Source organism: Buttiauxella agrestis (assembly GCF_900446255.1).
Classification (GTDB): Bacteria; Pseudomonadota; Gammaproteobacteria; order Enterobacterales; family Enterobacteriaceae; genus Buttiauxella; species Buttiauxella agrestis.
The window spans coordinates 2564755-2578507 of record NZ_UIGI01000001.1 but is presented as its reverse complement, the minus strand read 5'-3'; the positions used below and the strand labels follow the sequence as shown (position 1 = coordinate 2578507).

13 protein-coding genes are annotated in these 13753 nt (G+C 51.8%); 9 read left to right on the top strand and 4 right to left on the bottom strand.

Going from position 1 to position 13753, the window contains the following annotated elements; all coding sequences use genetic code 11:
• Positions 1 to 154 precede the first annotated feature (154 nt).
• The gene (locus DY231_RS12385) at positions 155 to 826 is read left to right on the top strand and encodes a MarC family NAAT transporter (RefSeq protein ID WP_115628654.1); all 672 of its coding nucleotides are present in this window, start codon (positions 155 to 157) and stop codon (positions 824 to 826) included.
• Between the two features lie 43 nt (positions 827 to 869).
• Here the strand turns inward: DY231_RS12385 and DY231_RS12380 are convergent, their stop codons facing one another.
• A complete protein-coding gene (locus DY231_RS12380) occupies positions 870 to 2063 on the bottom strand; it encodes a sugar transporter (protein WP_115628652.1) in 1194 nt (397 codons plus the stop codon).
• 167 nt (positions 2064 to 2230) lie between these two features.
• Here DY231_RS12380 and DY231_RS12375 point away from each other — a divergent pair, with 167 nt between their 5' ends.
• Complete coding sequence (locus tag DY231_RS12375) at positions 2231 to 3025, top strand: PhzF family phenazine biosynthesis protein (RefSeq protein ID WP_115628650.1); 795 nt, start codon at positions 2231 to 2233, stop codon at positions 3023 to 3025.
• Here the strand turns inward: DY231_RS12375 and ptrR are convergent.
• Positions 3022 to 3882 carry a putrescine utilization regulator PtrR gene (gene ptrR, locus DY231_RS12370; protein WP_115628648.1) on the bottom strand — a complete coding sequence of 287 codons (861 nt, stop codon included), beginning with the start codon at positions 3880 to 3882 and terminating at the stop codon, positions 3022 to 3024. The genes DY231_RS12375 and ptrR overlap by 4 nt on opposite strands.
• Positions 3883 to 3983: 101 nt before the next feature.
• Between ptrR and sad the strand changes: the two genes are divergently transcribed.
• From sad to DY231_RS12345, 5 genes are all read left to right on the top strand, one after another.
• Positions 3984 to 5360 carry a succinate-semialdehyde dehydrogenase gene (gene sad / locus DY231_RS12365; RefSeq protein WP_115628646.1) on the top strand — a complete coding sequence of 459 codons (1377 nt, stop codon included), beginning with the start codon at positions 3984 to 3986 and terminating at the stop codon, positions 5358 to 5360.
• 49 nt (positions 5361 to 5409) lie between these two features.
• The gene (glsB, locus tag DY231_RS12360) at positions 5410 to 6336 is read left to right on the top strand and encodes a glutaminase B (RefSeq protein WP_115628644.1); all 927 of its coding nucleotides are present in this window, start codon (positions 5410 to 5412) and stop codon (positions 6334 to 6336) included.
• A gap of 144 nt (positions 6337 to 6480) precedes the next feature.
• Complete coding sequence (locus DY231_RS12355; protein WP_115628642.1) at positions 6481 to 7920, top strand: GGDEF domain-containing protein; 1440 nt, start codon at positions 6481 to 6483, stop codon at positions 7918 to 7920.
• Between the two features lie 152 nt (positions 7921 to 8072).
• Positions 8073 to 9524 (top strand): tagaturonate reductase, encoded by a 1452-nt coding sequence (locus DY231_RS12350; protein WP_115628640.1) that lies wholly within the window; start codon positions 8073 to 8075, stop codon positions 9522 to 9524.
• 98 nt (positions 9525 to 9622) lie between these two features.
• Positions 9623 to 10558 (top strand): zinc-dependent alcohol dehydrogenase family protein, encoded by a 936-nt coding sequence (locus tag DY231_RS12345; protein WP_115628638.1) that lies wholly within the window; start codon positions 9623 to 9625, stop codon positions 10556 to 10558.
• Positions 10559 to 10582: 24 nt separating this feature from the next.
• On the opposite strand, the gene dsbG is transcribed toward DY231_RS12345, so the two are convergent.
• Positions 10583 to 11347 carry a thiol:disulfide interchange protein DsbG gene (gene dsbG / locus DY231_RS12340; protein ID WP_115628636.1) on the bottom strand — a complete coding sequence of 255 codons (765 nt, stop codon included), beginning with the start codon at positions 11345 to 11347 and terminating at the stop codon, positions 10583 to 10585.
• 134 nt (positions 11348 to 11481) lie between these two features.
• Here dsbG and DY231_RS12335 point away from each other — a divergent pair, with 134 nt between their 5' ends.
• Positions 11482 to 11769 (top strand): VF530 family protein, encoded by a 288-nt coding sequence (locus tag DY231_RS12335; RefSeq protein ID WP_115628634.1) that lies wholly within the window; start codon positions 11482 to 11484, stop codon positions 11767 to 11769.
• A gap of 47 nt (positions 11770 to 11816) precedes the next feature.
• Here the strand turns inward: DY231_RS12335 and DY231_RS12330 are convergent, their stop codons facing one another.
• Entirely contained in the window at positions 11817 to 13016 is a 1200-nt protein-coding gene (locus tag DY231_RS12330) for an NAD(P)/FAD-dependent oxidoreductase (protein ID WP_115628632.1), read from the bottom strand.
• A gap of 224 nt (positions 13017 to 13240) precedes the next feature.
• Between DY231_RS12330 and DY231_RS12325 the strand changes: the two genes are divergently transcribed.
• On the top strand, positions 13241 to 13750 hold the full coding sequence (locus tag DY231_RS12325) for an RrF2 family transcriptional regulator (protein WP_034495333.1): 510 nt from the start codon (positions 13241 to 13243) through the stop codon (positions 13748 to 13750).
• Positions 13751 to 13753: the final 3 nt, after the last annotated feature.

Genomic DNA, 13753 nt, shown 5'->3' with positions numbered 1-13753 from the left:
TCAGGCAAGCATAAGTCAACGTTATGAATCAGTGATGACACGAATAGCTAAAACGGTTCAGTTTTTAACATTGATACAATTCTGATAACCAACGCGGGACAGGTTGGCTGCTATACTCAGCAGCGCAAAAAGACACCGAAATAAAGGACAGCAGATGATGGATTTGGTTAAGGCTATTGGGCTGGGGTTAGTGGTATTACTGCCGCTTGCTAACCCGTTGACCACAGTAGCATTGTTCCTCGGGCTTGCCGGAGATATGAACAAGAAGGCGCGCGATCGAACCTCGTTGATGGCATCCATCAATGTCTTCATCATCATGATGGTTGCGTACTACGCCGGGCAAGTTGTGATGAATACATTTGGTATCTCCATTCCTGGTTTGCGTATCGCTGGCGGTTTAATTGTTGCGTTTATTGGTTTCCGCATGCTTTTCCCGCAACAAAAAGCCCATGAGTCTCCAGAGGCTCACAGCAAAGCGGAGGAGCTTGAACAAGAGCCGGATACCAATATCGCCTTTGTCCCACTCGCCATGCCAAGCACGGCCGGGCCGGGTACGATTGCGATGATAATCAGTTCTTCTTCAACCGTGGAACACGGTGTGAACTTCCCGGGCTGGGTTGTGCTGGTGGCTCCGCCAATCATTTTTGCACTGGTTGGCCTGATTCTGTGGGGCAGTTTACGCAGCTCCGGGGCGATAATGCGGCTGGTAGGAAAGAGCGGTATTGAAGCGATTTCTCGTCTGATGGGCTTTTTATTAGTCTGTATGGGCGTGCAGTTTATTATTAACGGCATACTGGAAATAGTGACCCATTTCCCGGCAAATTAAGCGGTAAAAAGGGCGACGGTTTATTGCCGTCGCCCTCATTTCATCAATGGTTATGCTGTTCTTCTAAAGAAACCGGCCAGCGGCGGAAAATTAATACTGACCCAATCAGGGCGACCAGGGCAGGCACGGCTCCCACCATGCCAATGCTGGACATCTCAAAATGCAGGCTCACCTGGTTTCCGACTAATGCGCCCGCGCCAATCCCGATATTGAAAATCCCCGAGAATAAGGCCATCGAGACGTCGGTTGCATCCGGCGCCAGCGCCAGAACCTTCACCTGCATTCCGAGTGTGATAACCATAATAGCGATGCCCCAGAACAGGCACAGAATGGTTAAATTCACGGTACTTTGCGCAGACGGTAACAACAATGCCAGGCACAAAACCAACAGCCCGATGGAGCCGCTGACCAGTGTCGATGAATGTCGGTTGCCCAATTTGCCGAACATCACGCTGCCAATAATCCCGGCACCACCCAACACTAACAGCAGGAAAGTCGCCATATTGGCGCTCAAGCCCGCAACGTTTTGCACGAACGGTTCAATATAGCTGTAGGCGGTGTAATGCGCGGTGACGACCACAGCGACTAACGCATACAAGCTCACCAGCGCCGGGCGTTTGAACAGTTCAGGCACGCTTTTCAGCGAGCCCGAATGCTCGCTTGGCAATTTTGGCAGCAGCTTAATGACATAAAACAGTGTCAGGGCGGCGATTGCGCCAATGCCTAAGAAGGTAGTGCGCCAGCCGAAATATTGCCCCACCATGCGCCCGAGCGGCAAACCTAAGACCATCGCCAGCGCGGTTCCCGTGGCAATCAGGCTCATCGCCTGCGCCTTTTTACCGGCAGGAGCCATACGAATGGCCAGTGATACGGTAATCGACCAGAAAATTGCGTGGGCAAAGGCGATACCGATGCGGCTGATCACCAGGACGGTGAAATTCCAGGCGGCAAAAGAAACGACATGGCTGGCAATAAACAGGGCGAAAATGCAAATCAACAACCGCTTACGCTCGACCTTATTCGTCAGCAGCATAAACGGCAGCGACATCAGCGCGACGACCCATGCGTAAATCGTCAGCATGATCCCGACTTGTGGCGTTTGCATACCAAAACTATCGGCGATGTCAGAAAGCAAACCAACCGGAACAAATTCCGTGGTATTAAAAATAAAGGCGGCGACCGCCAGCGTAACGACGCGTAGCCACGCCGTTTTGCGTGATACGTTGCTTGTTGTCATAGATGGGTTTCGCGCTGATAAATGAAAGGTTTGGTGAGCAGGCGATCATAAAACCATCAATCCAGCCATACAACTGATTTTGTGATTTAACTCTCATTTTATTGTTCCGCGAATCGCGCAAGGCGTGGCATGGTAGATGTCATCAGGCCACACAGGAAGAAAAGACCATGCAGCAAATTGATTTTTATATGGTTGATGCGTTCACCGATACCACTTTCGGTGGCAACGCCGCGGCGGTATGTCCACTCACCGAATGGCTGCCAGATGAAACGTTACTGTCGATGACACGCCAGCATAACCAGTCGGAAACGGCATTTTTTATTACCACCGACAGCGGTTTTGAATTGCGCTGGTTCACCACGCAAGGGGAGATCAATCTTTGTGGCCACGCGACTCTGGCTTCGGCCCATGTGATTTTCGAGTACCTGAATTACCCGGAAACCACCATTCATTTTGAGACGCGTTTCGTTGGCCCGCTTACGGTTACGCGCAACGGCGACTGGTTGACGCTGGATTTCCCGGCATCGGGCAGTGAACCCGTTGAACCGCCGCAGTTGCTGCTGGACTCGCTCGGTATCAGCGAATACCAGGAAGTGCGGCTGGGGCGCACCTATACCGTGTTGCTCGCGAGCCAGGCGCAGGTTGAGGCGATTAATCCTGATTTTGATCTGATGCGTCAACTGGATCAAAAAGTGTGTATCACCGCGCCCGCGCAAACAGAAGGCTATGATTTTGTCAGCCGTTTCTTTTCTCCGAAGGCGGCGCTGACAGAAGACCCGGTTACCGGGTCGACTCACACCATGTTGATTCCGTACTGGGCAGAAAAGTTGGGTAAAACGCAGATGCTGGCGCGTCAGGTTTCCGAACGCGGCGGGGATATACGTTGCCAACTGGTGGGCGACAGGGTGTTAATGTCCGGCCAGGCGACCACCTATTTAGTCGGCAAAGTATTACTGCGCTAAGACGTTTGCTCAAGCAGCCCGATAAACGCATCAAGTTGTCGGGTTTTTGCCCCTCGTCGCCAGATAAGCCAGGTGTTGAGATAACGCCAGTCAGCAGGCAACGGCGATATCGACACCTGGTGGCTGCCGGGCATGCTTTCCAGCATGCTGCGCGGCATTAGCGCAATACCCGCTCCGGCAATCACGCACGCCAGCATTCCGTGATACGACTCCATCTCATGAATTTTGCCCGGCACCGAGTGGTGGGCGTGAAACCAGCTTTCAAAATGCCTGCGGTACGAACAGTTGGCGCGAAACGCATAAATGCTGACGCCGCTGACCTGGTTTGCATCCGTAATGGCGTCATGATCCGCCGGGGCGACAATCACCATTTCTTCTTCGTAAACCGCAATACCGTCAAGGGAAGGATGCAATATCGGGCCATCGACAAAGGCCGCCGATAGCCGCCCATCCAACACGCCATCAATCTGGTCGCCCGAAGGCCCGGTGGCAAGCGAGAGCTGAATTTTCGGGAAACGCTGATTAAACATCGCGAGCAAACCCGGAATCCGCACCGCTGCGGTGCTTTCCAGCGAACCTAGCGGCAGCGTTCCTTGTGGCTCGTCACCGGAAACCGCCATCCGCGCTTCATCAACCAAAGCCAGAATACGTTTGCTGTAGCTGAGAAAATTGTGCCCGGCTGGGGCGAGGCGCAAACGCTGGTTTTCGCGAATAAACAACTCAACACCGAGATCGGCCTCAAGCTGTTTAATGCGCGTGGTGAGATTGGACGGCACCCGGTGAACCTTCGCCGCTGCCGCGCTGATGCTGCCGGTTTCCGCTACCGCATTAAACATTTCAAGCTGCGTGAGATCCATAAACCTTTCTCGATACGTGAATGACTCGCTCATTATTATTCATTTTTCATGATTGTCACGCAGGTTTAAGGTATGGGCATAACGCGAACACAGGAGCAACCATGAACCATCACGCTATTTCAATGAACCCGGCCACCGGCGAGCAGCTTTCCGCCATACCGCTTGAAACGACCGAGCAGCTCGATACCGCGCTGGCGGGGAATCACGCGGCATTTAACGTCTGGCGGAATGTGCCGCTGGCTCTGCGGGCGGATAAATTACGCCACCTGGGCGCGGCGTTGCGTCAGCACGCTGAAACGCTGGCGCAAATGATCACCGCAGAAATGGGTAAGCCGATTACCCAGGCTCGTGCGGAAGTGGCGAAAACAGCAAATTTGTGTGACTGGTATGCAGAACACGGGCCAGCCATGCTGGTAACCGAAGGCACTCTGGTGGAAAACCATCAGGCGGTGATTGAATACCGGCCATTGGGGGCGATTCTGGCTGTGATGCCCTGGAACTTCCCGCTTTGGCAAGTGCTGCGCGGTGCGGTGCCGATTCTGTTGGCGGGGAACAGTTACGTTCTCAAACATGCGCCAAACGTCATGGGATGCGCGTTACTGATTAAACAAATGTTCGCCGAAGCGGGATTTCCGCAGGGCGTGTTTGAAGTGATTAATGTCACGCCTGAAGGGGTGAGCCATGCGATTAATGATGCGCGAATTGCGGCTGTCACCGTGACGGGTAGCGGGCGTGCGGGGGCGGCGATTGGGGCGCAGGCAGGTGCTGCATTGAAAAAATGCGTGCTGGAACTCGGCGGTTCAGACCCGTTTATCGTGCTCAATGACGCTGATATTAATGAGGCAGTGAAGGCGGCAGTTGCGGGGCGATTCCAGAACACCGGGCAAGTCTGCGCGGCTGCGAAACGCTTCATTATCGAAGAAGGGATTGCGGACACATTCACCGAGGAGTTTGTTGCAGCCGTTCAGGCGCTGCAAATCGGCGATCCCACTATGGATACAACCACTATCGGCCCGATGGCGCGTTACGATCTGCGTGATGAGTTGCATAAACAGGTGACAACGTCACTTGAGCAAGGGGCGACATTACTGCTCGGCGGCGAGAAAATGGCAGGCACGGGCAACTACTACGCGCCAACCGTTTTAGCGAATGTCACGCCTGATATGGTGGCATTTCGTGAAGAGTTGTTTGGTCCGGTGGCGGCTATTACCCGAGCGCGTAATGCGGAACATGCCCTGGAACTGGCAAATGACAGTGACTTCGGCCTTTCAGCCACGTTATTCACCTCTGATACTCATCTTGCCGATGACTTTGCGGCGCGTCTTGAATGCGGTGGCGTGTTTATCAATGGCTATAGCGCCAGCGATCCACGTGTGGCGTTTGGCGGCGTGAAGAAAAGTGGCTTCGGGCGTGAGCTTTCGCATTTTGGCCTGCATGAGTTTTGTAATGTGCAGACAGTATGGAAAGACCGCCGCTAGTTGCTGATATACTGGCGGGCGTAAAATACCCGCCAATCAGGAGTTTGCAGTGCCAGGTCTGTTAGATAATCAATTGCTGGAAGATATTCTCGCCCAGGTTCGCCCGCTTATTGGCCGCGGTAAAGTGGCTGATTACATTCCAGCTCTGGCAGAAATTCCCGGCAACAAACTGGGGATTTCAGTGTGTACCGTCGAGGGTGAAGTTTTTAGCGCAGGGGATGCGAAGGAACGTTTCTCGATACAGTCCATTTCGAAAGTGCTGAGTCTCACGCTTGCCATGGGGCGTTACGATGAACATGAAATCTGGCAGCGCGTGGGGAAAGAGCCTTCGGGACAACCGTTTAACTCTTTGCTCCAGCTAGAAATTGAACAAGGCAAACCGCGCAACCCGTTTATCAATGCGGGCGCGTTAGTGGTGTGCGATATGTTGCAGACTCGCCTGAGTGCGCCGAAACAGCGCATGCTGGAAGTGGTGCGCGCGTTGGCGGAACAACCCGATCTGGCTTACGACGGCAGAGTCGCGAAATCTGAGTTTGAACATTCGGCGCGTAATGCCGCGATTGCCTGGCTGATGAAATCCTTCGGTAATTTTGATAACGACGTGATTACCGTGTTGCACAACTACTTCCATTATTGCGCGCTGAAAATGAGCTGCCTGGAGCTGGCGAAAACGTTTCTGTTTCTGGCAAATCAGGGGCGGGCATTGCATCTTGATGAACCGATTATCACCGCACAGCAAGCGCGGCAGATTAACGCGTTGATGGTGACGAGCGGCATGTATGACGGTGCGGGTGAATTTGCGTATCGGGTAGGGATGCCGGGGAAATCCGGTGTTGGCGGCGGGATCATTGCTATCGTTCCGCATGAGATGTCTATTGCGGTCTGGTGCCCGGAGCTGGATGCATCAGGAAACTCGCTTGCCGGTACCGCGGCACTCGAAATCCTGGCTCAGCGAATCGGGCGTTCAATCTTTTAAACTACAAGCCTGGCATATTTGTCTATATCGATTGGGCCACAGGCCGTACCAGATAAAATATGCTAAGCTAAAAATTATTTTTTGCACTCATACAGTTGTATTAAATCATTGCGCAGTGCACGTTTAAATACGAGTCAAAATAGCATGGCTAATCTAGCTAAGTTTATGTTCTGTTCGCCTGAAAAACGGTTGGCTAACGCCGTTTCTATTTTTGTCATTACGACATTGTTTTACTTTTTTGGTGCCTCGCTTCGCCTGATTGATGAGTTGTCGCTCTTCTGGCCGCTGAATGCGGTGCTGGCGGCGGTGTTCGTGCGATCCCCGTTCCTAAATCGTCCGATTTATTATTTCGTTTGTTATAGCGCAATGATTGTCTATGACGCATTCACCACACATTGGGGATGGCAGTCGGCGATAATTAATCTCTCTAACATGGTGTTTATTATTGTTGTTGCCCGGTTATTACTGCGTTATTCCCGCACGCAAGATGAAAGTAATTGGGCGCTGAATGCGTTTAATCTTTTCTACGCCTGCCTTATTGGTGCCATTCTTAGCTCTTTATTAGGATCGATGGGATCGACCGGGCCGTCGTCGGATTATCGTCAATTTATTTCACTGTTCTCTGACTGGTTTAGCGAGCAATTTTCAACAGGTGTACTGATGATGCCATTTTTGCTGATGGCGAAATGGCCGCAGTGGAGTAAGTTGCCCGCTTTTCATCTGTCGAAAATTTATCCGCTGGTGGCGGTTGTCGTCTCTGTGATGGCCTCGGTGGTGATTGGCGGGGCCGGGAGCCTGGCGTTTCCGCTCCCGGCACTGATCTGGTGCGCGATTCGTTATCCGCTTCCAATAACCGCATTAATCACGTTTTTGACGGGCGGCACGGAAATCATTCTGGTAGCAAACTCGATTGTTGTGATTCATCACAATGTCCCGCTGGTGGTGACGGAGATGTTCTCTGCCCGTCTTGGGATTGCCACGATGGCGATTTGCCCGCTGATTGTGTCGGTGAGCGTTGATGCGATTAACCGCTTAATTCAGCAAACCTCGCTGCGAGCAGATTACGACTATCTTACCGGCGTTTATTCCCGTTCCGGCCTGTATGAAGCGCTAAAAATCAACATGCCGACGAAGCATCTGCCCAACCAGAAACTGTGCGTGATGCTGCTGGATATTGATTATTTCAAGCGCATCAACGACAGCTATGGTCATGAATGCGGTGACGTGGTGCTGGCCGCGTTTGCCGAGCAATTGCGAAAAGTGGTGGGGGATGAAGGGCTGGTGGCCCGTTTGGGTGGCGAAGAGTTTGTGGTGGCTTGTAGCACCTGTACCGAAGAAAAAGGTCTCGCTATCGCCGAGAAAATTCGCCAGACCATTGAGCTTACGGCGTTTCGTTATCAGCAACAGACGTTGTTCATTACGGTGAGTATCGGCCTTGCGACCGTGACGCCAGAAAAGCAAACCCTGCTTGATGCGTTTAACTCGCTGCTGGCAGAAGCGGATAAATATCTCTATTTATCCAAGCGTAATGGTCGCAATCAGACCAGTACCGCGTCGTATAAAGAGCTTGCGCTGAATAGTTAGCGTCTGTTGAGAGTTGTTCTACCAAAAAACATCAATAAAAAAATTGGTATAACAACTCTAGTTTGATCAAAACGGGGTTTCACATTGTTGAGTTCTGATAGTTTGGAGAGGATTTTTATTCGCCCATCCTGTACTCACCAAGGAACAACATAGTGAAAACACTTAATCGTCAAGACTTCCCTGGCGCTCAATACCCTGAACGTATTATCCAGTTTGGTGAAGGTAACTTTTTGCGTGCATTCATTGACTGGCAAGTTGATTTACTGAATGAACACACCGATCTGAATGCGGGTGTTGTGATCGTACGTCCTATCGACAGCGCATTCCCGCCGTCGCTGTCTACTCAGGATGGGTTGTATACCACGGTTATCCGTGGCCTGAACGAGCAGGGCGAAGCGGTAAGCGACGCGCGTCTGATTCGCTCAGTGAACCGTGAAATCAATGTTTATCAAGAATATGAAACCTTCCTGAAACTGGCTCATAACCCAGAGATGCGTTTCGTCTTCTCCAACACCACCGAAGCGGGCATCAGCTACCACGCAGGTGACAAATTTGAAGATGCGCCAGCGGTAAGCTACCCGGCTAAACTGACGCGTTTGCTGTTCGAACGTTTCAGCCACTTCAACGGCGCTGCGGACAAAGGTTGGATCATCATTCCTTGCGAACTGATTGATTACAACGGCGACGCGCTGCAAGAACTGGTTCTGCGTTACGCGCAAGAGTGGGAGCTGCCAGCAGCGTTCACCCAATGGCTGAACGAGGCTAATACTTTCTGTTCTACGCTGGTTGACCGTATCGTTACCGGTTATCCGCGCGACGAAGCATCTGCAATTGAAGAATCTTTGGGCTACAAAGACAGCTTCCTGGCGGCAGCAGAACACTTCTACCTGTTCGTGATTCAGGGGCCAGCAACGCTTGCGCAAGAACTGCGTCTGGATAAATTCCCGCTGAACGTGCTGATTGTCGATGACATCAAGCCTTATAAAGAACGTAAAGTGGCGATTCTGAATGGTGCTCACACTGCGCTGGTGCCAGTCGCTTATCTTGCGGGCCTGAACACTGTGGGCGAGTCGATGAACGATGCTGAAGTTTGCGCATTCGTGGAAAAAACTATCGCGGAAGAGATTATTCCGGTGCTGGATTTGCCTCGTGACGAGCTGCAATCCTTTGCACAAGCGGTGACGAGCCGTTTCCAGAACCCGTACATTCAGCATCAGTTGCTGTCTATCGCGCTTAACGGCATGACGAAGTTCCGTACCCGTATTCTGCCGCAATTGCTGGCAGGCCAGCAGGCGACCGGCACTTTGCCACCACGTCTGACTTTCGCCCTGGCAGCGCTGATTGCTTTCTATAAAGGCGTGCGCGGCGAAGAAACCTATCCGTTGCAGGATGACGAACACTGGCTGGTGCGTTACCAGCAACTGTGGGCGGCTCTGGGTGACAAACAAATCAACGAGCAGCAGCTGGTTGAAGCGGTACTGAGCGACAGCGTTCACTGGGATCAAGACCTGACTAAAGTTCCGGGTCTGGTGGCGAAAGTGAGCGAAGATTTACAGGCGATTCAAAGCCTGGGCATGCGCGCTGCGCTCGCACGTTACTGCTAATTTTTGTGATAGTGGTGGATGACGCTTGCGCTTATCCACCCGAATTAAGGGTAAAACCTTGATATAGTGCCTGTAACGTTGCTTACAGGCATTTTTTTATGCATAACACTGCTCTTTGGTTTCGCCAGTTTGGCCAACCTGAACACGTTATCACGCTCGAACATTCACAAATCTTACCGCGCCCAGGCGGCATGCTACGCGTGCAAATGCGTTATGCGCCGATTAACCCCTCCGATTTAATCCCCGTAACCGGTGCCTATCGTCATCGCGTTAGCCCGCCGCGCGTGATTGGCTATGAAGGGATGGGCGTGGTGACGGATGCCGACAATCCCGGGTTGATTGGCCAGCGCGTGCTCCCGTTACGGGGCGAAGGAACATGGCAGCGTTGGCTGGATTGCTCACCGCTTTGGGCGATTCCGGTTCCTGATGCGATTCCCGACCTGTTAGCGGCGCGAGGTTACATCAACCCGCTGGCGGCATTTGTGATGCTAAAAAAATGGCCGGTAAAAGGAAAAACAGTATTACTGACCGCGGCGAACTCGTCCTGTGCGACGCTACTGGCGCAGTGGGCGGTGATTTATGGCGCGGTGCATGTCTACGGTGTTTGTCGGAGTGAAGGGCAAAAAGCGGCTTTGCTCCAGAACGGCATTACGCCCGTTCTTATCAACGACACTGTAATGCTTCGTGGTGTCGCACAGCAGGCTGATGTGGTGTTTGATGCCGTCGGGGGAGCACTTGCCACACTAATGCTGACAAATCTGAACGCGGAAGCTGATTTTGTCTCATACGGTTTGTTGAGCGGGCAGCCTTACGATGCGCGCAGTGCGCAGGCAAAAACGCAGCGTTTTCATCTGCGGGATACCCTGGCCGTGACGGATGCGCTTGAATGGCAGTCGTGGTTTTCCGATCTATGGCTCTTGCTTGCGAATAGCCAATTGCCGGAAGTGAAGTTGTTTAATCTGGAAGAATGGCGGGATGCGTTACGTGAGTTTGCTACGCAAGGGCGACGTTGCAAGCCGGTACTGGCTCTTTAACGTGACAACGTCACCTTTAAGGCGTTACTTATCGCTGCCCATGATGGCTTTCATGGTTTCTTCGTCAGGCAAACCCTGATGTTGTTGCAGTCGTCCGTCTTTATTCAGGTAATAAATAGAAGGTGTGGCCGTTCCTCCTAATGTATCCATCAGCGCCAGGTTGTCTTCCAGTGCTTTGGTGATTTCAGGCTTGATGGTGGCAGGGATTTTCAGCTCCATTTTCCCTTTGGAATTTTCATATTCTGCGAGCGTTTTCGCAGGATCTTTCGCCATCATTATCGCTGCGGCTTTCTGGCCGCTATCCGGGCGCAACATGCCGACCATTAGCACGCGCAGTTGCACTTTGCCTGATTTCAGCCACGGCTGCGCATTTTCCCAGAACTGTGTGCAATACGGGCAATACGGGTCAGCAAAGGTGTAAACCACATGGGGGGCATCCGCTTTGCCTGCGGCTATCCAATGATTTTTCTCGAGTTTTTGCCACATCTCTTTTGCCATGGGCGCATAAACCCATTTCTCGACCTGCTCATCACTGAGGTTTTTCCCCGCGGCATCGACCAGATTACCCATAATGGCGTGCTGTTTATCGGGCGTCAGGAATACCGTGGTACCTTGCCCCTGGATTTGCATCACGTAGCCAGGTAAATCGCCGGGGCCTTTAAATTCACCTTTAAGCTCAAAGCCTTGCTGCTGTAGGGCGATGATGGGAGCAGGGAGCTTTACCTCTGCGGCCAGCACGGAGGAACTGAATAACAGGGCAAGCGAGAGAGTCCATACTGCTTTTTTCATTACGTAATCCTTATCATTCTCTTGATGAATGTATGCCCAGCTAGGCTACAGGTCGTTGGCACGGAAGGAAAGAAAGATGAATCTGCGTTATTTTGTTATGGTATGCGCAATTTTTTAGAATCACTGGACTCACTATGACCCATCCTTCAAAAGATCCTCTACACGGCATGACTCTTGAAGCCATTGTTAATGCGCTGGTTGCCCGTTTTGGCTGGGAAGAACTGGCGAAACGCATCAACATCAATTGTTTTAAAAGCGACCCAAGCGTTAAATCCAGCCTGAAATTTTTGCGACGCACGCCGTGGGCGCGAAAAGAAGTCGAAGATTTGTATATCGATTCGTTAGATATGGATGTGGTTGAAAACGATATTCCGGCGGATAGCCCGTGGGCGAACTGGCAGAGTAAGAAAGGTCAGGAATAATAGAAGGCGAGTGAGATATCACTCGCCATGATTTTTTAGATTAGAACTTAAACAAACGCTGCCAGGGGATCGGCGGCCGCAAAGGCAATTTCTTTCTCAGCTTTCGGCGGGTAAATCAGTTCGTTAGTGATCGCTACTTTGATTTTCTTGCCTTCTGAGCGCGTCGATTTCACCACCTGATCCCAACCTTCGGTGTAAACCGCACCAAATCCGCCCAAATCCAGACAGGTGACGTAATTCACCTGGCGATATGGGTGCGGAGCCACGCCGAGCAGTTCGGCGGCGACGTTGTTACCAACAAAACGCCCTAACATAATCGCATGTTGGCAGGTCATCAGGGCGGTATTGCCCTGGTCATCGGTACGGGCAAACGCCACATCACCGGTCGCGTAAATGTCTTCCTGGCCGACGACTTTTAAGTTTTCATCGACATGTAAACGGCCTTGCGCGTCGCGTGTGGCAGGGATTTGTGACGTCAGCGGACTGGCCTGCACCCCCATGGTCATTACCACGGTGTTGGACGCGATAAAATCGCCATTCCTGAACGTCACACCTTGTGCATCTATTGCCGCAATTTCAGCATTAAGTTTCCATTCCACGCCCAGTTCTTCACTTGCCTGGGTGATAACAGCGCTCAGTTCTTCACTATAACGGCCCCCAACAACCGGGCTGCGGTCAGCGATAATCACGCGTGTTGATGCACGTTCACCAAAAATGGCACGCAAGCGAGCAGGCAGTTCTGTCGCCAGTTCGATACCGGTAAAGCCGCCGCCGCAAACCACCACCGTATTACGCGCATCACTTTCTGGTAGCTGTGCCAGCTGATTTAAATGCTGCTCAAAGCGTGCAGCACTTTCCAGTTGATCGACATCGAAGGCATGTTCTTTCGCGCCGGGGAACATCGGGTTGATATGACTCCCGGTCGCCAGCACGAGGCGGTCGTAATGCATGGCGGAGAGGTTTTCTTGCGCGGTGTGATACCAGACCTGTTTGTTCGCCACGTCAATCTCACTGGCCGAACCGGCAATAAACTTAACGCCAGTCGCGGCAAATAACGGCAACAGCGGTGCTGCAAAGTTTTCAACACCATCTTCATAAAAACGCGGACGAATGCGCAGTTCTGGCTGCGGTGCCAGGACGGTGATTTCAATCTCGTTGCTGTCGTGAAGATCGGTTAAACGTGCCGCACTCAGTGCCGCCCACATGCCTGCAAAACCTGCACCTAAAATAAGAACTTGCTGTTTCATGATGTATCCCTGGTATCTCAGTGGTCATTTGATTTCTTAACTACGATCATATTTGTCGTAGTTAATGTTTTCAAGGCTTTTACGTGCTGCATACAAGCAATGACAGATAACAATTTGAATTTATTTGATATTTAAAACTTAACTGAAATTTACCGCATGCGGTAATTGCCTGGGCAGGATGAAGGATTTATCATCTAACTAAGAATCATTCGGGCGGAGCATTTATGGCGTTTTACAGTTCAGGTGTGGAATATGGCATCCATAGCCTCATGTGTTTAGTGGATAGCAAAGGCGACGGGCGTGAGATGAGCGTGCGCGAAATTGCAGAGTTGCAAAATGTTCCTTACGACTACCTGGCTAAAATTTTCACCAAGCTCTCTAAGGCCCAACTGGTTGAAAGTACAGAAGGAAAAGGTGGGGGTTTTCGCCTCGCGAAACCTGCCGACCGGATAACCGTGCTGGATATTGTGGCGGCAATTGATGGGGAAAAATCCATTTTCGATTGTAAGGAGATCCGCCAGCGCATGGCTATTTTCGATGAGCCAGCTCCCGCATGGGCATGTGAGGGCATCTGCGGTGTGCGCCAGGTGATGCAGGTTGCTCAACAGCGAATGGAAGAAGCACTCGCGCAGCATACGGTGCTGGATCTGGCGCGTAGAATGTTCAGAAAAGCGCCGGAAGCGCTGCCCATCCAGATTGAAGAATGGATAGGCAACCGTCGTAAAGATGCGTGAGTG